The 20,463-nt window shown below is 36.7% G+C and carries 23 protein-coding genes; 13 read left to right on the top strand and 10 right to left on the bottom strand.

The features are described 5' to 3' along the window. Nucleotide 1 precedes the first annotated feature (1 nt). The 7 genes from sapB (at nt 2) to gstA (ending at nt 6,359) form a co-directional block, all read left to right on the top strand. Nucleotides 2-967, top strand: coding sequence for a putrescine export ABC transporter permease SapB (sapB, locus tag M983_RS15930; RefSeq protein ID WP_066753266.1), 966 nt, complete (start codon nt 2-4; stop codon nt 965-967). Beyond that, nucleotides 954-1,847, top strand: a complete 894-nt coding sequence (gene sapC / locus M983_RS15925) for a putrescine export ABC transporter permease SapC (RefSeq protein ID WP_066753263.1) — start codon at nt 954-956, stop codon at nt 1,845-1,847. The genes sapB and sapC overlap by 14 nt, the downstream gene beginning before the upstream one ends. Next, a complete protein-coding gene (gene sapD / locus M983_RS15920; protein WP_066753260.1) occupies nt 1,847-2,848 on the top strand; it encodes a putrescine export ABC transporter ATP-binding protein SapD in 1,002 nt (333 codons plus the stop codon). The genes sapC and sapD overlap by 1 nt, the downstream gene beginning before the upstream one ends. Next, on the top strand, nt 2,838-3,647 hold the full coding sequence (sapF, locus tag M983_RS15915) for a putrescine export ABC transporter ATP-binding protein SapF (protein WP_066753257.1): 810 nt from the start codon (nt 2,838-2,840) through the stop codon (nt 3,645-3,647). Before sapD ends, sapF begins: the two co-directional genes overlap by 11 nt. Nucleotides 3,648-3,840: 193 nt before the next feature. Then, entirely contained in the window at nt 3,841-4,629 is a 789-nt protein-coding gene (fabI, locus tag M983_RS15910; RefSeq protein WP_066753254.1) for an enoyl-ACP reductase FabI, read from the top strand. 212 nt (nt 4,630-4,841) lie between these two features. After that, nucleotides 4,842-5,543 (top strand): DUF3592 domain-containing protein, encoded by a 702-nt coding sequence (locus M983_RS15905; protein ID WP_066753251.1) that lies wholly within the window; start codon nt 4,842-4,844, stop codon nt 5,541-5,543. A gap of 204 nt (nt 5,544-5,747) precedes the next feature. Next, entirely contained in the window at nt 5,748-6,359 is a 612-nt protein-coding gene (gene gstA / locus M983_RS15900; protein WP_066753247.1) for a glutathione transferase GstA, read from the top strand. A gap of 105 nt (nt 6,360-6,464) precedes the next feature. On the opposite strand, the gene pdxY is transcribed toward gstA, so the two are convergent. From pdxY to anmK, 4 genes are all read right to left on the bottom strand, one after another. Further along, entirely contained in the window at nt 6,465-7,334 is an 870-nt protein-coding gene (gene pdxY, locus M983_RS15895; RefSeq protein WP_066753243.1) for a pyridoxal kinase PdxY, read from the bottom strand. Nucleotides 7,335-7,451: 117 nt separating this feature from the next. Then, complete coding sequence (gene tyrS, locus M983_RS15890) at nt 7,452-8,726, bottom strand: tyrosine--tRNA ligase (protein ID WP_066753240.1); 1,275 nt, start codon at nt 8,724-8,726, stop codon at nt 7,452-7,454. A 138-nt stretch (nt 8,727-8,864) separates the two neighbouring features. Further along, complete coding sequence (pdxH, locus tag M983_RS15885; RefSeq protein WP_066753236.1) at nt 8,865-9,518, bottom strand: pyridoxamine 5'-phosphate oxidase; 654 nt, start codon at nt 9,516-9,518, stop codon at nt 8,865-8,867. Nucleotides 9,519-9,560: 42 nt separating this feature from the next. Further along, nucleotides 9,561-10,673 (bottom strand): anhydro-N-acetylmuramic acid kinase, encoded by a 1,113-nt coding sequence (gene anmK, locus M983_RS15880; protein WP_066753233.1) that lies wholly within the window; start codon nt 10,671-10,673, stop codon nt 9,561-9,563. A gap of 216 nt (nt 10,674-10,889) precedes the next feature. On the opposite strand from anmK, the gene M983_RS15875 reads away from it, so the two are divergent. Next, nucleotides 10,890-11,357: an outer membrane lipoprotein gene (locus M983_RS15875; RefSeq protein ID WP_066753230.1), complete on the top strand. Its 468-nt coding sequence runs from the start codon at nt 10,890-10,892 to the stop codon at nt 11,355-11,357. A 214-nt stretch (nt 11,358-11,571) separates the two neighbouring features. Here the strand turns inward: M983_RS15875 and slyA are convergent, their stop codons facing one another. Together slyA and M983_RS15865 are read right to left on the bottom strand one after the other, a co-directional pair. Next, nucleotides 11,572-12,000, bottom strand: a complete 429-nt coding sequence (gene slyA / locus M983_RS15870) for a transcriptional regulator SlyA (RefSeq protein ID WP_066753227.1) — start codon at nt 11,998-12,000, stop codon at nt 11,572-11,574. Nucleotides 12,001-12,477: 477 nt separating this feature from the next. Further along, entirely contained in the window at nt 12,478-12,717 is a 240-nt protein-coding gene (locus M983_RS15865; RefSeq protein WP_066753224.1) for a DUF1289 domain-containing protein, read from the bottom strand. Between the two features lie 184 nt (nt 12,718-12,901). Here M983_RS15865 and gloA point away from each other — a divergent pair, with 184 nt between their 5' ends. Beyond that, nucleotides 12,902-13,309, top strand: a complete 408-nt coding sequence (gene gloA, locus M983_RS15860) for a lactoylglutathione lyase (RefSeq protein ID WP_066753221.1) — start codon at nt 12,902-12,904, stop codon at nt 13,307-13,309. 97 nt (nt 13,310-13,406) lie between these two features. Then, nucleotides 13,407-14,045, top strand: a complete 639-nt coding sequence (gene rnt, locus M983_RS15855; protein ID WP_066753218.1) for a ribonuclease T — start codon at nt 13,407-13,409, stop codon at nt 14,043-14,045. Between the two features lie 91 nt (nt 14,046-14,136). Here rnt and M983_RS15850 read toward each other — a convergent pair whose 3' ends face one another. Together M983_RS15850 and M983_RS15845 are read right to left on the bottom strand one after the other, a co-directional pair. Continuing rightward, nucleotides 14,137-14,475, bottom strand: a complete 339-nt coding sequence (locus tag M983_RS15850) for a Grx4 family monothiol glutaredoxin (RefSeq protein ID WP_066753216.1) — start codon at nt 14,473-14,475, stop codon at nt 14,137-14,139. A gap of 737 nt (nt 14,476-15,212) precedes the next feature. After that, nucleotides 15,213-15,941, bottom strand: a complete 729-nt coding sequence (locus tag M983_RS15845) for a hypothetical protein (protein WP_066753214.1) — start codon at nt 15,939-15,941, stop codon at nt 15,213-15,215. A gap of 188 nt (nt 15,942-16,129) precedes the next feature. Between M983_RS15845 and M983_RS15840 the strand changes: the two genes are divergently transcribed. The 3 genes from M983_RS15840 (at nt 16,130) to M983_RS15830 (ending at nt 17,619) form a co-directional block, all read left to right on the top strand. After that, nucleotides 16,130-16,345 carry a hypothetical protein gene (locus M983_RS15840; protein ID WP_066753212.1) on the top strand — a complete coding sequence of 72 codons (216 nt, stop codon included), beginning with the start codon at nt 16,130-16,132 and terminating at the stop codon, nt 16,343-16,345. A 22-nt stretch (nt 16,346-16,367) separates the two neighbouring features. Further along, nucleotides 16,368-17,183: a hypothetical protein gene (locus M983_RS15835; protein WP_066753208.1), complete on the top strand. Its 816-nt coding sequence runs from the start codon at nt 16,368-16,370 to the stop codon at nt 17,181-17,183. 232 nt (nt 17,184-17,415) lie between these two features. Next, complete coding sequence (locus M983_RS15830; protein ID WP_066753204.1) at nt 17,416-17,619, top strand: hypothetical protein; 204 nt, start codon at nt 17,416-17,418, stop codon at nt 17,617-17,619. Between the two features lie 611 nt (nt 17,620-18,230). Here M983_RS15830 and rlmF read toward each other — a convergent pair. Both rlmF and M983_RS15820 read right to left on the bottom strand, forming a co-directional pair. Then, nucleotides 18,231-19,196, bottom strand: a complete 966-nt coding sequence (rlmF, locus tag M983_RS15825; protein ID WP_167348694.1) for a 23S rRNA (adenine(1618)-N(6))-methyltransferase RlmF — start codon at nt 19,194-19,196, stop codon at nt 18,231-18,233. A gap of 348 nt (nt 19,197-19,544) precedes the next feature. Beyond that, nucleotides 19,545-20,438 (bottom strand): LysR family transcriptional regulator, encoded by an 894-nt coding sequence (locus tag M983_RS15820; RefSeq protein WP_210433257.1) that lies wholly within the window; start codon nt 20,436-20,438, stop codon nt 19,545-19,547. Nucleotides 20,439-20,463: the final 25 nt, after the last annotated feature.

Genomic DNA, 20,463 nt, shown 5'->3' with positions numbered 1-20,463 from the left:
CATGATAATCTATTCGATACGTCGATTACTTCTACTGCTAGTGACACTTTTCTTTTTGTCACTTATCAGTTTTAGCTTAAGCTACTACACGCCAAATGGGCCACTTAGTGGTGCCTCATTAGCTGATGCGTATCTTTTCTATACTCATAACTTACTTCATTTTGATTTTGGTATTTCCTCTATTAATGGCGAGCCCATTAAAGCACAATTAATTGAAGCATTTCCTGCTACGATGGAGCTTTGCTCTTTAGCCTTCTTTTTTGCGCTATTTATTGGTATTCCAGCGGGAATTATAGCTGCTGTTTGGCGAAATAAACCCGCAGATATCATTATTAGTCATTTTGCGTTATTAGGTTTTTCTATTCCTGTGTTTGGTTTAGCACTCTTATTAACCCTCTTTTTCTCTTTGAAATTAGGTTGGTTTCCTGTTTCTGGCCGTATTGATTTACTTTATAATCTACAAACTGTCACAGGGATTGCCCTAGTTGATGCTTGGCTATCTGATTCACCTTACCGTCATCAAATGATGATAAATGTATTGCAGCACTTAGTTTTACCAGTAGCAACCTTGGCTATTGCACCTATCACTGAGGTTATTCGTTTAATGCGAAATAGTACTGAAGAAATTATGTCGGAAAACTATGTAAAAGCAGCTGCAACGCGAGGTCTCTCACGTTTTACAATTATTCGACGCCATATTCTTCATAATGCTTTACCTCCAATTATCCCTAAATTAGGCTTACAGTTCTCAACAATGCTAACATTGACAATGGTGACTGAAATTGTGTTTAACTGGCCAGGCTTAGGCCGTTGGTTAGTCACGGCAATTCGCCAACAAGATTACTCAGCGATTTCTGCTGGTGTGATGTTAATAGGATCAATGGTCATTATTGTGAATGTGTTATCGGATATCGTTGGGGCTATGAGTAATCCAATGAAACACAAGGTGGGATATGCCTTTAGATAGCCAATTTTATAAAGAGAGAAAAACGCCTTCGCCAACTTATGTTATCTGGCAATGTTTTTCTAAAGATGTCATCTCCATGGTGGGCTTTTATGGCGTGCTTTTTCTCTTATTGCTCAGCATCGTTGGCCCTTATATCGCCCCTTATGCGCTTGACCAACAATTTTTTGGACATCAACTTACCCCACCATCTTGGTATCAAAATGGTAATGTTGATTTCTATTTCGGTACTGATGATTTAGGCCGTGACATTTTTAGCCGAATTCTCATTGGCACAAGTATGACCTTTGGTGGCGCATTTATTGTCACTTTTGCAGCAACATTAATGGGATTAATTATCGGCTGTTTTGCTGGTATGACTCACGGGCTTAAATCTGCTGTTCTAAATCATATATTAGATACACTACTTTCTATCCCTTCTCTGCTCTTAGCAATTATTGTCGTCGCTTTTGTTGGCGCTAGTTTAGAACATGCCATGATAGCGATTTGGCTTGCACTACTTCCTAGATTAGTCAGAATGATTTTCTCTGCTGTGCATGACGAATTAAATAAAGAGTATGTGATAGCCTCTCGTCTTGATGGTGCTTCTAATCTCTCTATTTTATGGTATACCGTACTTCCTAATATTACGCCGGTGTTAGTGTCTGAATTAACACGGGCCTTTTCTATAGCGATCCTTGATATTACTGCTTTGGGTTTTCTAAACTTAGGCGCTCAGTTACCTTCTCCTGAATGGGGAGCCATGTTAGGTGACTCACTCGAGCTAATTTATGTTGCACCTTGGACTGTATTAATTCCTGGTGCCACCATTATGATAAGTGTTTTATTGGTAAATCTATTAGGTGATGGTTTACAGCGTGCGATAAATGAGGGAGTTGAATAATGCCTTTATTAGATATACGCAACTTGACTATTGAGTTTATGACACCCGATGGTCCTGTTAAAGCCGTAGATCGTGTTTCTATAACATTAAATGAAAGTGAAGTGAGAGGCCTTGTTGGTGAATCTGGCTCTGGTAAAAGTCTTATCGCTAAAGCCATTTGTGGTGTCACAAAAGACAATATTAAAGTCACTGCGGATCGCTTTCGCTTTGATGATATCGATTTATTAAAACTCTCACCTAGAGCACGCCGTCGTGTAATTGGTCATAATGTCTCAATGATTTTCCAAGAACCACAATCGTGTCTTGATCCTGCAACTAAGATAGAACAACAACTTATTCAAGCCATCCCTGGTTGGACATTTAAAGGGCATTGGTGGCAACGCTTCCATTGGCGAAAACGTCGCGCAATTGAATTATTGCATCGTGTTGGTATTAAAGATCATAAAGATATTATGCGCAGCTACCCTTATGAATTAACAGAAGGTGAATGCCAGAAAGTAATGATAGCCATTGCAATTGCTAACCAACCTCGTTTATTGATTGCCGATGAACCAACAAATGCGATGGAACCAGCAACCCAAACACAAATATTTCGCTTACTAACTCGTCTTAACCAAAATAATAATATGACTATCTTACTCATTAGCCATGATTTGCAATGGATGAGTAAATTAGCCAATAAAATTACGGTGATGTATTGTGGTCAAACTGTAGAAACATCATCACCTGATGAATTATTAGTTACCCCTTATCACCCTTATACTCAGGCGCTAGTTCGCTCTATACCTGATTTTACGAACTCATTGCCTCATAAAAGCCGTTTAAATACATTACCTGGTGCTATTCCTTCTCTTGAACATTTACCGGTAGGTTGTCGTTTAGGGCCTCGCTGTCCTTATGCACAGCGTCAATGTATTGAAACACCTCGTTTACGCTTATTTAAAACCCATGCAGTAGCTTGTCACTTTCCATTAAATGTGGAGCCTACTGATGTTCGATAAACTGTTAGAAGTAAAAAATTTATCAAAAACATTTCGTTATCGAACAGGGCTATTTCGTCGTGAACAACTAGAAGCTGTTAAACCCATTAGTTTTTCATTAGAGCCTAAACAAACGCTTGCCATTATTGGTGCTAATGGTTCTGGTAAATCAACATTAGCAAGAATGCTATCTGGTGTTACAGAGCCAACAGGCGGTGATATTTTTATTGATGGCCATCAAGTTAGTTTTGGTGATTACTCTTATCGTAGTCAGCGGATTAGAATGATCTTTCAAGATCCCACAAATTCATTAAACCCTCGCCAGCGTATTGGTCAAACCCTTGATATGCCTTTGCGGCTAAATACGGATTTAAGCGCTGTTGAACGAGAAAAAAGAATTTATCAAACCTTACGCCAAGTCGGTCTTCTTCCTGAACATGCTAATTATTACCCACATATGTTTGCATCAGGGCAACGTCAACGTATAGCGCTAGCAAGAGCGTTAATTTTAGAACCGCAAGTTATCATTGCTGATGAGGCTATCGCCTCTTTAGATATGTCTTTGCGTTCACAAATGATTAACTTAATGCTGGAGCTTCAAGAGAAACATGATATTGCCTATATTTACGTTACCCAAAATTTAGGTATGACAAAACATATCAGCGATAAGATTATTGTCATGGATAAAGGTGAAGTGGTTGAACGTGGTAATACTGCTGAAGTATTAGCATCGCCCTTACACGAAGTAACACGACGGCTTGTTGCCAGCCATTTTGGTGAAGCATTAACAGCCGAAGCTTGGCGACAAGATTTAATCTAAATACAAATTAGTCATTAAAATGGATTATCTATAACTAGCAACTCCTCGGAGGTGCTAGGTAAATTAAGCAAATTTACAAATGTCGTGGTAGAATCAACCACGTTTATTAACAATAAGCGTGATAACTAAACAGAAAAACAAAACTGTGAATAATGTTATTATCGCGATTTACGAAAAAAACAAGGATACAGCTATGGGTTTTATGACCGGCAAACGCATTCTTATTACTGGTGTTGCTAGTAAATTATCAATTGCTTATGGTATTGCCAAAGCGATGCGTGACCAAGGTGCAGAGCTTGCATTTACTTACCAAAATGAAAAACTGAAACCACGCGTTGAAGAATTTGCAGCATCATTAGACTCAACTATCGTATTAGAATGTGATGTGTCAAAAGACGAAAGTATTGATGCAATGTATGCTGAGCTAGCAAAAACTTGGCCTAAATATGATGGTTTTGTTCACTCTATCGGTTTTGCCCCAGCTGACCAACTCGATGGTGACTATGTTAATGCAGTCACTCGTGAAGGATTTAAAATTGCCCATGACATCAGTGCATATAGCTTTGTAGCAATGGCTAAAGCTAGTCGTGAAATGCTAAATCCAAATGCTGCACTGTTAACTCTGACTTATTTAGGTGCTGAACGTGCAATCCCTAACTATAACGTTATGGGTCTGGCTAAAGCTTCTTTAGAAGCTAATGTTCGTTATATGGCAAATGCAATGGGTCCTGAAGGTATTCGTGTTAATGGTATCTCAGCAGGTCCTATCCGCACTTTAGCTGCATCTGGTATTAAAGATTTCCGTAAAATGTTAAGCCATTGTGAAGCGGTAACACCACTACGTCGCACTGTTACAACTGAAGATGTTGGTAATACAGCAGCATTCCTATGCTCTGATTTGTCTAGTGGTATTACAGGTGAAATTATTCATGTTGATGGTGGATTTAGCATCGCAGCAATGAATGAATTAGAATTGAAATAATATTCTGTAATAAGCCCTTTAAATCTTCATATTAAGGGGCTTATTTTATGTCAAGATAATATAAATTATTTTTTCTCGTTTTATTATTACTTTTACTCATATTATGAGATATTTAATAAATTAATTCTCAAATTTATTCTGTCAATTTTTAATTTATTTATATAGACTTCCATTAGTAAAATTAATTATTTTTATTTAAAATGGATATATAAATGAAACAATTGAAATTAGTACTTCCTATATTTATTGTAGTTGGTATTGCATTGCTAATAGGTTCAATCTTTTTATGGAAATCATCCCTCGAATTTACAAATAATGGTATTAAAACCACTGGAACAATTATTGATCTCGACGTAGGCGATTCAGATGGTGGGCGAGCTTTTTATCCGATTATCGTTTTTAATACATTAGAAGATAATTCAGCAGTAATGTTTAGATCGTCTTACGGTAGTAGTAGTTTTAGCAATGATATCGGGAATTCTATCGATATTATTTACCCAAAAGATAACCCAAAATCCGCCGTTATCAATAGTGCTTTCGGCTTATATGGTAGTGGTATATTTATATCAGGATTTGGTGTTCTTTTCCTACTTGCTGGTATTATTCCTCTTATCATAATGAAAATATCAAAAAATAAGGGTACACGTTTAATACGTGAAGGTTCGCCTATTACAGTTAAAATTAGCGAAGTCATTATTAATGACTCAATAAGCGTGAATGGAAGCAATCCTTTTCAAATTATTGCTGATAAACTTGATAAAGCAACCAATAGCATCACTCGATATAAAAGTAAAAATATCTTTTTTGATCCCACACCATATCTTACTGATGAGAATGTCACTGTATATATAGATAAAAATAACCCTAAAAAATATTATATGGATATTTCTTTCCTACCAACAATTAAAAAATAAAAAATTCTATATGCTTACTTAATTATTCCAGATATTAAGTAAGCAATTTTGTCTATTTCCCATACTCTTCACAGATTTACAAAAGCTTCTGTTATTTACTCTATTTCATTTGCTAATTTTTTATAACATCTTATTATCTAATACTAATGAAGACCATTTATGTCTTCATTATTACTACCATCTTAATTGATAGGGGGCTATTATATGAAATTGTACTACACGCCAGGTAGTTGCTCGCTTTCTCCTCACATTGTTTTACGTGAGACAGGCCTTGATTTTTCAATAGAGAAAATTGATTTACGAGCAAAAAAAACAGAATCAGGTAAAGATTTCCTTAGCATTAATCCTAAAGGCCAAGTTCCTGTTCTTCAATTAGATAATGGAGATATTTTGACTGAAGGTGTTGCTATTGTGCAATATTTGGCTGATTTAAAACCAGATAGAAACTTAATTGCTTCACCAAAGTCATTAGAACGTTACCACCAAATAGAATGGCTAAATTTCCTTGCAAGCGAAGTACATAAAGGCTATGGCCCTCTTTTCTCTTCTGATACACCAGAAAGCTATATTCCTGTTGTTAAAGAGAAACTTAAAAGTAAATTTAGCTATATTGATGGTGTATTAAGTAAACAAGACTATGTTTGCGGTAGCCATTTTACTGTTGCAGATGCTTATTTATTTACATTAAGCCAATGGGCTTCTCATGTTGGATTAGATATCACTGATCTTTCACATTTACAAAGCTACTTAAAACGTATTGCACAACGTCCTAATGTACATAGTGCATTGGTTGCTGAAGGCTTAATTAAAGAATAATTATCTTATTGTCATCACACTATCGTAATGTGCTATATATTAAAAAGCAGGTATAAAAAAACAGGCATATAAAGTGCCTGTTTTTATTTATAAAGAATTAACCGATTAGTCTAGCTGAGTTGCACAGAATTTATGGGTTGGATGCACCATTTGATCTTGAGCTGCAACTAATTGCAATTCATATTCATTCATCTCTTTCGTTTTTAGCATTACTTCATAAACGGCAGCTGCAACATGCTCTAACGCTTGTGGTAATTCAATACCTTTTAATAAGTCCACTAGCATTAAACCACTGGTTAAATCACCTACACCGACAGGCTGACGCTCTCCAAAATCAACTAATGGGCGACTAATATGCCAGCTATGTTCTGCGGTAACCAGCAACATTTCAAAGCGATCCTGACGATAACCTGCACGAGATAAGTGTTTTACTAATACAATTTTAGGCCCTTGCGAGCATAGTTTTCGTGCAGCTTTTACACACTCATCAACATTATGTAACGCTTTACCACCCGCTAATGTTTCAAGCTCTAGTAAATTTGGTGCAATAATATCACTGATAGGTAACGCTTCTTCACATAATACGCCAGAGACTTCAGGAGGAACAATACAGCCTTTTTCAGGGTGTCCCATTACTGGATCGCAAAAATACCATGCATTAGGATTAGCTTGTTTAACCTTTTTAACGATATCAACAATACGTAATCCTTGTTCAGCTGAACCTAAATATCCACTTAAGACTGCATCACATTGGCCGAGTTTACCGATTGCGGCAATACCGTCAACAATCTCAGTAATATGTTCAGCAGACATCACACATCCTGTCCACTTTTCAGGATATTGCGTGTGATTTGAAAATTGTACCGTATTTAATGGCCATACATTAACGCCCATACGATTCATAGGAAATTCAGCAGCACTATTACCAGCATGACCAAAAACAACGTGAGATTGAATAGAAAGTATATTTTTCATGACATAAACCGATTATTGTGAATACACACAACACCCAAGCTTTATCATCATAGGCGAGGTATATACAACTTTTGGAGATCAAAAAAGGGCAAACATAATGTTGCCCTTTTATATCAATTATTTCCAGATAACAAGGCAGTAGTGTTTTTTACCGCGACGTAAAATGGAGTAATGACCAAACAAGAAATCTTTTTCTTCAAAAACATATTCAGGATTGTCTTGTTTCTCACCATTGATAGAGACTGCATTAGAACCAATCATTGTACGTGCTTGACCACGAGATGGGACTAATTGTGCATTCACGAGAGCTTGTTGTAAGTCACTCCCTTTTTCTAATTCAATCGTTGGCATTCCATCTTGTGCGAGTTGCTCAAGATCAGCTTGAGTTAACTCAGAAATAGCGCCAGAGAATAAACTTTCTGTAATACGTTTTGCCGCAGTTAAACCTTCCTCACCGTGAACTAGGCCTGTGACTAATTCAGCTAATACACGCTGAGCACGAGGTGCTTGACCACTATTTTTATCTTCTTGTTCCAGTGCATTAATATCTTCAATGCTCATGAAGGTAAAGAATTTCAAGAAACGATAGACATCAGCATCTGCTGTGTTGATCCAAAATTGATAGAATTTATATGGGCTTGTTTTCTTAGGATCTAACCAAACAGCACCACCTTCTGTTTTACCAAATTTAGTCCCATCAGATTTGGTAATTAAAGGTACAGTCATACCAAAAACTTGTTTTTGGTTGAAACGACGAGTTAAATCAATTCCTGATGTAATATTACCCCATTGGTCAGAACCACCAATTTGTAATTCTACGCCATGATGAGTATTTAATGATGTAAAATCATACGCTTGTAACAGATTATAGGCGAATTCAGTAAATGAGATCCCAACATCATCACGGTTTAAACGCTGTTTCACCGCTTCTTTGTTGATCATTTGGTTCACAGAGAAGTGTTTACCGATATCACGCAGGAATGTTAGCACATCCATTTGACCAAACCAGTCATAGTTATTTGCTAATTCCGCACTGTTTTCACCACTGTCGAAATCTAAGAAAGGTGATACTTGTTTACGAATTTTTTCTACCCACTCGTGAACAGTATCTTGGGTATTCAGTTTGCGCTCGGTGGCTTTAAAACTAGGATCACCAATCAGACCCGTTGCACCACCCACCAACGCCACAGGCTTATGCCCGGCTAGTTGGAATCGTTTTAAACACAGCAAAGGAACCAAGTGCCCCAAGTGCAGACTATCAGCGGTAGGATCAAAACCACAATAGAGTGCGATAGAACCTTGCTCCAAACGCTCAACTAAAGCTGCCTCATCCGTTACCTGAGCAATTAGCCCACGCTCCTGCAATTGTGTAATTAGGTTCTTGCTAGACATCAATGACTCCATCAGTTTATTGTTTTTGTCTATTTTAAAATATATGTGAAACATAAGGGGTATAGCATAAAGCGCTCCCCTATTAAGTACCAGTAGAAAAAGCCCTTTTGTGCTAAATTATTCACACTCAATAAAGAACTAAGGTGCTAATCGCTCAATATCCCATCCATCTATCGATTTTTGATAAATAAAACGATCATGTAGACGGTTTTCTCTACCTTGCCAAAACTCAACAGAATCGAACGCAACACGAAATCCCCCCCAAAAACTAGGCAATGGGACTTCACCATTTTTAAATTTCTGTTTTAATTCTAAAAATTTGCTTTCTAATATACCTCTCGCTGAGATACGAGAAGATTGCTGGGAAGCCCAAGCCGCAATTTGACTATCTTTAGGGCGACTATGGAAATATTTAACCACTTCAAGAGGTGAAAGTTTTTCTGCTTTGCCAAGAAAACAGACTTGTCTCTCTAAAGGATACCAAGGGAATAACAGGCTAACATGAGGATTATGCTCAAGGTGAGATGCCTTACGACTTCCTAAGTTGGTATAGAAAACTAACCCTTTTTCATCAAAATGCTTAAGTAGCACAATGCGTTGATAAGGTTGTCCATTCTCATCAACAGTTGCAACACTCATTGCAGTCGGATCACTTAAACCTGCCTCACATGCTTGTTTTAGCCATTTTTCGAATAATGTGAGAGGTTCTTGCGTGAGTTCGTTGCGTCTTAAACCGCCTTTCATATATTCTCGACGTAAATCAGCAATATCAGTTAAATCAAGTTCGGTCATTTTTTATTCTCACGTTAAGAGGCTCTACTCAGCATACCACGCCTAACATGGATTTGTAGGGTAAATTGCCCCTAAAATTGTTTCTCTAGAAGCACCTGTTACTGAAGGTAAATTACCTGATTCATTAGCTATCGTACGAGCAGCAAGCCAAGCAAATGCTAGCGCTTCCATATCATCGCCACTTAACCCATATTTATCTGTAACAGTAACTTCACTACCAGGCAATAAAGAACCTAAACGTTGCATTATTTGTCCATTACGCGCACCACCACCACATACCAATAAACGCTCACATCCACCATTTAACTTTACTTGCTGTGCAATAGTGGTAGCAGTTAATTCAACTAATGTTGCTTGAACATCTTCTGGCAAAATAGAAGGGAATTTTGATAAATGCTGATTTAACCATTGTGTATTAAAATATTCACGCCCTGTACTTTTGGGTGCTGAACGTAAAAAGTAAGGATCAGTAAGCATTTGATTTAACAGCCCAGTATTCACTTTCCCTGTTGCAGCCCATGATCCATTATCATCATAAGGTGTTTTGTTATGTATCCAATTCCAGCTATCAAGCAACATATTGCCAGGCCCAGTATCGTAGCCTTTAACTGTTACGCCCGGAAATAATAACGAAATATTAGCGATACCACCGATATTAAGAATAACTCGCTTTTCAAGAGGATGACCTAATACCGCAAAGTGAAATGCAGGAACAAGAGGTGCACCTTGACCACCATAAGCAATATCTCTACGACGAAAATCACCCACCGTTGTAATCCCTGTTAGCGCAGCAATACGATGGTTATCACCTAGTTGCATTGTAAAAGGAAAAACGCCATCAGGTTCATGCCAAACAGTTTGTCCATGACAACCTATTGCAGTAATATCATCGGCGCTTAACTTCACTTTAGCTAATAACTCAATAACCGCTTTAGCGTATAATTCTCCTAATTGCGCATCTAACACACCTAATTCAGATAACGTTGTTGATTGCCCCTGGCAAATAGCTAAAATACGTTCTCGTAAGGATTGTGGATAAGGTAGAAAGTGATTTGTTTGTTGTGCAACAAATTTATTATTTATTGCGGCTAAAACAACATCAATTCCATCTAAACTTGTACCCGACATTATACCGATGTACCGCCCTGCTCTCATGGTGTTTTCCTTATAATCAAGATGATACAAATTTTAACATATAATGTTATATTATATTTTTAAGAAATCTCTTCTGTGTTTGCTTTCTCGTTTTACTATATAGTAAGCAAAATATTATTAATATCTGTATCGACATACGCAAAAAACACGCTATAACTGATACTAAGAACATTATTCAATCTAAGTCAATTTCTTGGATTTTCTTTAGGAGTAACTATGTTTAAGCATTTACTAATCGGCCTTTTTACCATGACGGCACTTGCAGGTTGTGTTAATACCGGTTCTTTATCCGGTGATACCTATACAGCAAGCCAAGCGAAACAAGCACAGACTGTTACTTATGGTACTATTGTTTCTGTTCGTGCAGTAAATATCCAAGCTGGTAGCGACGAGAATATTGTTGGTGCCATTGGCGGTGCTGTTCTTGGTGGCCTATTAGGTAACACTATTGGTGGTGGGACAGGCCGTAACTTAGCAACTGCTGCTGGTGCTATTGCAGGTGGTATGGCAGGACAACAAGCGCAAGGCGCATTAAATACAACAAAAGGTGTTCAGCTTGAGGTACGTTTAGACAGTGGCAGAACCGTTGCTGTTGTTCAAAAAGCAGATAATACCGTTTATAGCAAAGGACAACGTGTTTCCGTTATTGGTAGTGGTAATAACTTAACGGTATCTCCACGATAATCCCCAAAATAAATAAAGCAGGCGAGTATTTACTATCGCCTGTTTTATTTTTTAATAATCTTAATGACATTAATATGCAAAATACGCTTCACTTATCTATAAATTTTATATTTACATTATACGGATAAAGCCACAGAAAAATATAAAAAGTAAAAATAACAGGCTATTAGAGCATATTAAAATCAATTAACTTAAAGTATTATATTACACATAATTAATCATGTAGCCTATTTATGTTTTTTTCTAATTTTCTAATGATATTAATCAACCCTTCAACTTCATCCTGCTGAATATCACCTAATATTTCTTGCCGTGTTTTTTCAATAACTGTATAGACTTCATTAATAAAAGGTTCTGATTCTTTTGTTAATTTAATACGTTTTGCTCGACGATCATTTATACATGTATGGCGACATATCAATTTTTTTTCTTCTAACTGATCCAAGGTTCTTACTAAAGAAGGTTGCTCAATGCCAATCGCTTTAGCTAACTGTATTTGCGATTGCTCAGGAGGTAATTGGCTAATATTATACAATGTTACCCAATGAGTTTGAGTTAATTTCAATGGTTTGAGACGGTGATCAATTAATGCACGCCACAGTCTAACTAAACGTGCTAAATCAGCTCCTAATGTTGATTCCACATATCCCTCCTTAAATTCGCATTTTCAGCCTGTTTATAACCAAACTTAAATCTATGTACTTGATACAATTTGACTCACCTACTCTTTTATAATATCTCGCTTTAATCTTACTAATATTTAAAGTTACAACTTCATTTATTAGGTAGTTAATTATTTTATAAAATAGATAAATTATTTAATAAGGCTTAATATAATCTTTCTTATTTCTTAATTATGAAACACTATAAAGAATAACCTTGTTATAAAAACTAATCTATATTTTTTTACATAATAATCATTATTATTTTACAAAAAAACTGTTTTAAAAGAAAAATACATTAAAGTTCATCTAATTAGATGACATTTATAAAGGCAATAATTACAATTGATATTATTAAAATAATAATAAGGAAGTAATAAATAAATTAAATACAATAAGTAAAGATAATGGATAATAGTTAGATAAAATTTTTTTTAATTTTTAAATTATTTTTAACTTCAAAATAAATTTAATTGATTATTTTTTATCTCTATTTGTATCTCTGTTTTAGAAATTTTTCTTAAATAACGTTGGCGGCATAACCGTAGCGTATTTCTTTTTTCTTGTTGGTTCATCGTTGACCAATTAAAACGTTCTTGTCGATTACGAAAGCAACCCATACAATAACCTTGTGCATTCATTTCACAACGCCCAATACATGGACTAGGAATATCGAAAAATTCTAATTGTTCTAACATTTGATTATTCCTCCCTGCTTATTTGTTACTATAGAGTATAGTTAATAGAATTATCTTCTGCGTAACTGATAACTAACATCTGTTTGAGCACTAAAATTGAACTTTAGGGCTTTAACGCGTTATAGTATTAGACCGTCAGTTTTTTCTGTTGGGTTTAATGAGTCAAAAAATATAAGAGGTTTATATGCGAGTACTTCATACCATGATCCGTGTAGGCGATTTACAACGCTCTATCGATTTTTATACCCAAGTATTAGGTATGCAACTTCTGCGCACCAATGAAAATGAGGAATATAAATACTCGTTAGCTTTTGTTGGCTATGGTGATGAAAGCAGTGGCGCCGTCATTGAATTGACTTATAACTGGGGTGTTAATAGTTATGAGATGGGTACCGCTTTTGGTCATGTTGCATTAGGTGTTGATGATGTTGCAGCAACTTGTGAGGCAATTCGCCAAGCCGGTGGTAATGTCGTTCGAGATGCCGGTCCCGTAAAAGGCGGAACTACTATTATTGCCTTTGTTGAAGATCCAGATGGATACAAAATTGAATTAATCGAAAACAAAGATGCAAGCCACGCACTTGGTAACTAATTTTATTTAAATCAGAGAGGCAATTTTACGGCCTCTCTGATTTTTGATTATTGATTAATTTCTGATCTCTTACTTTAATCAGATAAGTATAAGTTTAATGCCTGATAAAAATAGCCCTAATGAGCTTTGTAACCGTTTTCGCGGTTATTACCCTGTTGTTATAGATGTTGAGACAGGTGGATTTAATGCAAAAACAGATGCGCTTCTTGAAATTGCCGCGATTACATTAAAAATGGATGAGCAAGGTTGGATACAACCTGATAATACCTTACATTTTCATGTTGACCCTTTTGAAGGCGCTAATTTAGAACCCTCAGCATTAGAATTTACCGGTATTGATCCTAAAAATCCGCTTCGTGGTGCCGTCAGTGAATATGAAGCACTTCATGCTATTTTTAAAATGGTAAGAAAAGGCATGAAAGAGACAAATTGTAATCGTGCCATTATCGTCGCTCATAATGCCACCTTTGATCATAGCTTTGTGATGGCAGCTGCTGAACGTTCTGGATTAAAACGCAATCCTTTTCATCCTTTTGCGACATTCGATACCGCAGCGCTCAGCGGTTTAGTATTAGGCCAAACTATTTTAGCAAAAGCCTGCATTACAGCGGGTATCCCTTTTGATAGTAAATTAGCTCACGGAGCTTTATACGACACTAATCGCACTTCTTTACTTTTTTGTGAATTAGTTAATCGCTGGAAAAAACTAGGTGGCTGGCCTTTACCTACCCCTTAATTAGCGTTTCTCTTTTTTTAACAAAAAAAGCCAGTTTTTATAAAACTGGCTTTTTATATCGACAAATAATTAATCGCAAAAATGGTATTAATTATTCTGCTTCATCGTCTCGGTATTTATCAGCAGTTTCTTTTAGTAACTTCTGTAACTCGCCACGTTGATACATTTCTAAAATAATATCGCATCCACCAACTAATTCACCATCTACCCATAATTGTGGGAATGTTGGCCAATGAGCATATTTTGGTAATTCAGAACGAATGTCTGGATTTTGTAGGATATCGACATAAGCAAAACGCTCACCACATGCTGAAATTGCTTGAACTGCCTGCGCAGAAAAACCACAATTTGGTAACTTAGGTGAACCTTTCATATATAAAATAATCGGGTTTTCTTTGATCTGGCGTTCAATTTTCTCAATAGTCGTCATTTATTACTTCCTTACAACCTTTTATATTCGATATGTTTTATGTTGGAAAAACATAGAAGAAGAATACCACTTTATTATAAAAAGCTCTATAGAAGTTAATTATAATTATAAATCAAGTGGTTACATTTTAATTACCATGCTATTTATGTGAAAATACACGTCAAAACATGACAACACAAGACAAATAAATCAATATATTACAGTTTTTAGTGAGTGTGTTTTATCTTACATCCCACACCCTGCTATACTCTCCAAAAACTAATTAGCAACATGAAGACTATTAGACGAGAGCCTGTTAGGACGCATATGACGGAAGATGTAGCGAGGGATTTATTTGAGAAATTGGAAAGATATCTTGATAAGACTAGCGCCACTACAAAGTTATGTAATTAAAAATTCAATTATACGCCTCCCAAAATAGAAAATTAATTTTAGGAGGTATTAATTATTTATCTTTACTTAATGGCATTACCTTATAGAGATATGTATTACCTTATGAAATTAAGAAAAATACCTCCTAATTTTTCTATTTTTCACTATTATTTTATTTTGAATATAATTTTTATTATAAAGTTTGAATAAAAACGTAATAATAAAAATATCGTTATTAGGGTATGCACATAATGCATAACGCTATGTTGCAAAAGGATTAGGCAAGGAGTTTATACCGCAACAAATTAAACCGAACACTGCGTCAAACGGACTATTCAGACGGGGATATTATCGTTTTTATATTACTATAATTTTACTTTATCATAGATATGGATGCAGCTATTTTCAAAAGATGTGCTTGGCTCCCACTCACCATCTATCAGTACAATATTTTTCATCCCAAATGCAGACATGCCATCAATTGAGTAGCTCCATCCTATACAGTTGATGCTGTGTGCTTTAATCATCTCTAGATGATTAAAAGCAATTTGTCCGTATATCGTAGACTCTTGATTAACATTGATTTTTTTAAAAAAGGCTGTTTCAGTTTCTATAAGCCCAGTAAGTATTTGGGTAAATCTTTCTCTATCATTCTTTTCTTTTGGAATAATGTCTTCATCAAACTGCTGTGTTGCCCCACCATGCCACCCCAATTGGCTGAACTTTGAAATGTATTTAGTTTTCCCTGCTGGGAAAATGTAATTTGCACAGGAGGAGAAGCAATAATCTTGAACCTGGACATCCCACTTTTTATCGAATACCAGTTCACCTAACTTCATACCAGGAACAATATCACCGCCACGACTGTTAATGACAAGAGTAGAAATATCTGAGTTGCTAGCCAAGGCGTGAACTTTTTCATATCCAGACTCACTAATATTACCAGAATAGAATATTTTATCACCTGATGTAAATATTTTTAGCTCATCTTCCTTTTTTATGGAAGAGTTTTTAGTGTTACAAGCCGATACTGCTATTGTCATTATAGCTATTGATAGAGGAATTAATTTTTTCGTCATGATTTTATACTCCATTTTACACTCCAGTTTATAAAAGAAGCCATTGTAATATAAAGCAATGCAATGATGAAAAAGTATTTAATAATATATTTAACTATTTAATTTAGTGTTAATAAACATTAATTAAATTGCTGTAATATAAATTAACTCAATGATGAAAAAGTATTTAATGATAGATTTTAACTATTTAACCAGGAGAGGCTATGAAAAAAATTATTATTTTGGGCGTTGTTTTTTTGTTATCAGGTTGTATTACACCAGAGCAACAATTTAATCAGGACCAGTCATACTGCGATAAGTTTGGCTACCAGAAAGGGACTGACAAATACGCAGATTGTCTTAAGGAATTTCACATGCAGCGCGATAAAATAGAACAACAAAGTGATAGTAGAATGATGGAAAACTTTATGTCTAATTGATATTGTTTTATAGGAGACAGCTATGGCATCAAAAAATATTCAGCTTGCGTTTATATTTAGTAACTGTTTACTCCTCGCTGGTTGTGATTCTGAAACGGAAAAGGATTTCGAACTGATATGTGGCGACGGGCACTCAATCAAACAACAGGAAGGGTTACAAGCAGACGAAATTTTAAAAGAGTACATCATCGGTGATAAGAAATCAGATTTAGAAAAATTAGTTCAAGTACAACACATGGATAATACAATTAGCTATGATGGTTATATCTCACATAGCGGTCTATTGAGAGTTAATCAACTGCTTTCTGAAAATCCGAACATAAAATTAATTAAAATAGACTCTCTTGGTGGTGTTACGTCACTGGGATTATGCTTCGGAGAACTGATTTATAAAAATAAATTGGATGTTGAAGTAAAAGACAGAGTTTACTCGTCAGCAGCTAACTATGTTTTTGTCGCGGGAAGAAATAAATACATAAGTAAAAATGCTTTGATTGGTTTTCATGGCGGAGAAGCTTCGACACAGTTTTACGACTTAGAAAAAAACAAAAATATTATGAGTGCAAACAGTATCACTGAGCCAGAGAATAATTCAATTAAAGAGTGGGAAAGTGAATTCTATAAAAAACTTGGTATTAATATAAGACTTATTACAGCTGGCCAAGAGACAGATTTTGCTAAACTAAATCAAGTTGGATGGACGTATACTTTGGATGCATTTGAGTATCTTGGGGTTAATGGAATAAAGCTTAATGATGGTGTTTGGGATATCAATACGAAATATAATGAGAATAAAAATCTCTTTATTATTGATAAGGATTATCTAATAAGAGATTAAGCTTATTATTTCTATTGCAATTGTGACGGCGAATATTTTTATACAAAACGTATGTTACCTGAGTCGGCGATAAAACCGCAAGATTTGCGGTCTATCTGCATTAAGTTACCAAGGTTCGCATAATCATCCATTATATTAAACGGGCGAGATAGTTAATTAGTACAGCCCGTTTAACAACAATCACAATTATTCCTCTTCCGCTTTCTGCGCTTCTTCCATTTCACGTATTCTCATGTTAGATAGCACAGTAAAAGATGGTTTTCTAGAAAAAGCGTCCAGCTACAAACGAAGACAAAACAAACACCAAGGCTCAAATAGTTCTCACGGTGTTCACTGTGTCGTTAGTCAATATGGTTTACTTGGCAAATGTCATCTTGTGAAATACGAAAATGACGGAGAGGATTTTATTGAAGGTGAGTACGCTATAGTTGGTTAATTTATTAGTTCTAATTTAGTAGTCAGCTTTGAGCGAAGATAGGACATTCACGGTCACTGCCACTTGTATTACCCAACCCCCACCTGATGTTCTCGCTGCTGATAGAGGATTACGAACAATTCTAAGCGCCAATAAATGGGGGCTGACTAAGCTGTTTGACCGTGAATTACTTCCGATCCTCTTCAAGTACGATGGATTTTAGTAGAAACGGATTTGATGAATAATGCCGCAGTGAGTACTGCGAGAATATGAGGCTGCTATTTCTGCCCGTCATTTAAAACAGGAGGGAGGAAAGGAGACTCATGGGATGTATATTCAAACAAGCTGCTCCTTGCGTCATTCCAAGCCTGAATGATTTCCTCCGAACCATGCATCTCCTTTAATGTGTTTATAATGTGGTCATATACCCTTATTCATTCAAACCGCAGCTTGAGCTCTATATATACCGGATTAAAATATCAATTAAGTAAGGTAAGTATTGTATTTTGAATAAATAACTTTTTTAAGATTTTTAGTATTAGAAGACATATTGAAAATAACGCAACATGCAGAAATTGAAAGGGAAATGCTAAGTTTTATCAGTGCCGATTAAATAATCGGCACCAGGGAAATTAACGCCAGCGTTCTGTCGCCCAGGCGACCTGCCGTTGTGCATCGTGGAAAGTCCAGGCGACGAAGCGACTGATTTTTTGCCCCTGCGCCATTTCAATGGTGCGGACTTCGGCCGCACCCACCAGCTTCAACGCGTGATAAATCGAAGGTAAGGTCGTATTTTTAGAAATCAACGAGGTGAACCACAGGCAGTTTTGCGCCAGGATAACGCTCTCCTCTACCATTTTACGCACAAAGGCTTCTTCACCGCCTTCACACCATAGCTCTTTATTTTTGCCACCAAAGTTCTGTACCGGCGTGTCGGCTACCTCGCCTTTACCCAGCTTGTGCAGTTTGCGACGGGTGCTGGCTTGCGCTTCCTGTTCAGAGCTGTGGAACGGTGGATTACACAGTATGGCATCAAATTTCTCTGCCACGCCGATGATGCCGTTCAAAATACATTCGGGGTGTTTTTGTAAACGCAGACGCACGCCGTTTCTCAGTGTCGGATTCATCTCCACGATCATTTTGGCCGAATTGAGCGATATCGGATTAATCTCCGAACCGGTAAAACGCCAGCCGTATTCACGCAGGCCAATAATCGGATAAATACAGTTGGCACCAACACCCACATCAAGGATCGCCACGCCTTTACCGCGAGGGAACTCACCGCCGTTGCTGGTCGCCAGCAGGTCGGCCAGATGGTGTAAATAGTCGGCACGCCCGGGGATCGGCGGGCACAGATAATCGGCGGGAATGTCCCAGTGTTCAATGCCATAAAAATGTTGCAGTAATGCACGGTTGAGCATTTTAACCGCCGCAGGATCGGCAAAATCTATCGAGATGTCGCCCCAAGCGTTCGGCTTGATGAACGGCTCCAGTGCAGGGCAACTAGCGATCAGTGCCGGGAAATCATAGCGTGAACGATGACGGTTACGCGGATGCAAGCCGCTTTTCTGCTGCAGGAAGGTTTTCTTTTTTTCCACCGTGAAAGGTTCTCTTAAAGGTATTTCTGACGCGTACGATACCATATACCATATAGGTTTCAAGTTGCAGCTAACAGCTCGGGATGAAACCGTATTAAGCCTGCATTCAGAGCTTATGCCAGAATGTCCTGCTCTTTATATATAACGCAATTCAAGATGCAGGAAGGCGGCAAGGGAAGATAAACAGGGAACATAAATCAGTATGTGACCCGACTGGCTGAGTGAGGCCAACGAACCTGCCCACATGTAAAATTTAAATGGCTGTTTTGAGCGAAAAACAGACGTATTGTTCATATAGTAAGTTTAACTATGATAATACAAAAAATATGGAATGATTATATTTTATCTTTATTTGCGATACTCCTTAGGTCGATACCTTATTGCTTCTACAAAAGCCATAAAAGCGGGAGAAGACTGGCGACGGTTTGGATAATACAGATGGAAACCTTCAAAGTAAGGGCTGTAATCTGTCAATACTGATTGTAGTTTACCTTGTGAAATATAAGGTTCTGCCAACGATTCTGGAATATAGGCTATTCCCATACCATCAAGAGCTGCATTTAATTGATGTAAAGTACTATTAAAAACGAGTTGCCCCTCTACCTTTATACTTGTTATATGGTCATCCTGATTAAATTCCCACGCATAAATAGAACCCGCAGCGCGATGTCGAATATTAATACATTGATGTTGAGATAAATCGTCAGGGGATTTAGGTTTTGGGTGTTGTTCAAAATAAGCAGGAGAGGCCACTGTAATTAAACGCCAATCAGGACCAATACGTACCGCTATCATATCTTTATTAATATCATCGCCAATGCGTATTCCCGCATCGAAACGTTCTTCAACGACGTTTGTAAAACCATAATCCACATACATCTCTAATGTGATATCAGGGTATTTTTGTAAAAAGTTATTCAACATGGGGCGAATATAAGTTTCTATTTGATCATCAGTACAACTTAGACGAATAGTCCCCCTAGGACTATCTCGTAACTCATTTAATGCGTTAAGCTCAATATTAATCTGTTCAAATAATGGGCTGATAGCATTCATTAATTGTGCACCGGCCTCTGTCACAGAAACATTTCGAGTTGTTCTTGTAAGAAGCCGAATTCCTAATCGCTCTTCTAAAAGCCGTATTGTATGGCTTAGAGCCGAGGGTGTTACATCGAGTCTTGCGGCTGCTTTCGTAAAACTTTGCTCTTGAGCAACGATAAGAAAAGCGTGCAAGTCATTCATTTTACTTTTTGCCATTAATGAATTT

It is taken from the genome of Proteus myxofaciens ATCC 19692, assembly GCF_001654855.1.
Classification (GTDB): domain Bacteria; phylum Pseudomonadota; class Gammaproteobacteria; order Enterobacterales; family Enterobacteriaceae; genus Proteus; species Proteus myxofaciens.
The sequence above is the reverse complement of the archived record's forward strand: the minus strand, read 5'-3'. Positions and strand labels throughout refer to the sequence as shown.

Excerpts from the sequence above, each read along its gene's own strand:
- gstA (WP_066753247.1), top strand. The coding sequence starts at position 5,748 with ATGAAATTGTACTACACGCCAGGTAGTTGCTCGCTTTCTCCTCACATT.
- sapB (WP_066753266.1), top strand. The coding sequence starts at position 2 with ATGATAATCTATTCGATACGTCGATTACTTCTACTGCTAGTGACACTT.
- rnt (WP_066753218.1), top strand. The coding sequence starts at position 13,407 with ATGCCTGATAAAAATAGCCCTAATGAGCTTTGTAACCGTTTTCGCGGT.
- M983_RS15845 (WP_066753214.1), bottom strand. The coding sequence starts at position 15,941 with ATGGAGTATAAAATCATGACGAAAAAATTAATTCCTCTATCAATAGCT.
- M983_RS15865 (WP_066753224.1), bottom strand. The coding sequence starts at position 12,717 with ATGTTAGAACAATTAGAATTTTTCGATATTCCTAGTCCATGTATTGGG.
- M983_RS15820 (WP_210433257.1), bottom strand. The coding sequence starts at position 20,438 with ATGAATGACTTGCACGCTTTTCTTATCGTTGCTCAAGAGCAAAGTTTT.
- anmK (WP_066753233.1), bottom strand. The coding sequence starts at position 10,673 with ATGAGAGCAGGGCGGTACATCGGTATAATGTCGGGTACAAGTTTAGAT.
- M983_RS15840 (WP_066753212.1), top strand. The coding sequence starts at position 16,130 with ATGAAAAAAATTATTATTTTGGGCGTTGTTTTTTTGTTATCAGGTTGT.
- M983_RS15830 (WP_066753204.1), top strand. The coding sequence starts at position 17,416 with ATGTTAGATAGCACAGTAAAAGATGGTTTTCTAGAAAAAGCGTCCAGC.
- M983_RS15905 (WP_066753251.1), top strand. The coding sequence starts at position 4,842 with ATGAAACAATTGAAATTAGTACTTCCTATATTTATTGTAGTTGGTATT.
- pdxY (WP_066753243.1), bottom strand. The coding sequence starts at position 7,334 with ATGAAAAATATACTTTCTATTCAATCTCACGTTGTTTTTGGTCATGCT.
- M983_RS15850 (WP_066753216.1), bottom strand. The coding sequence starts at position 14,475 with ATGACGACTATTGAGAAAATTGAACGCCAGATCAAAGAAAACCCGATT.
- sapC (WP_066753263.1), top strand. The coding sequence starts at position 954 with ATGCCTTTAGATAGCCAATTTTATAAAGAGAGAAAAACGCCTTCGCCA.
- fabI (WP_066753254.1), top strand. The coding sequence starts at position 3,841 with ATGGGTTTTATGACCGGCAAACGCATTCTTATTACTGGTGTTGCTAGT.
- M983_RS15875 (WP_066753230.1), top strand. The coding sequence starts at position 10,890 with ATGTTTAAGCATTTACTAATCGGCCTTTTTACCATGACGGCACTTGCA.
- M983_RS15835 (WP_066753208.1), top strand. The coding sequence starts at position 16,368 with ATGGCATCAAAAAATATTCAGCTTGCGTTTATATTTAGTAACTGTTTA.
- tyrS (WP_066753240.1), bottom strand. The coding sequence starts at position 8,726 with ATGTCTAGCAAGAACCTAATTACACAATTGCAGGAGCGTGGGCTAATT.
- pdxH (WP_066753236.1), bottom strand. The coding sequence starts at position 9,518 with ATGACCGAACTTGATTTAACTGATATTGCTGATTTACGTCGAGAATAT.
- gloA (WP_066753221.1), top strand. The coding sequence starts at position 12,902 with ATGCGAGTACTTCATACCATGATCCGTGTAGGCGATTTACAACGCTCT.
- sapF (WP_066753257.1), top strand. The coding sequence starts at position 2,838 with ATGTTCGATAAACTGTTAGAAGTAAAAAATTTATCAAAAACATTTCGT.
- sapD (WP_066753260.1), top strand. The coding sequence starts at position 1,847 with ATGCCTTTATTAGATATACGCAACTTGACTATTGAGTTTATGACACCC.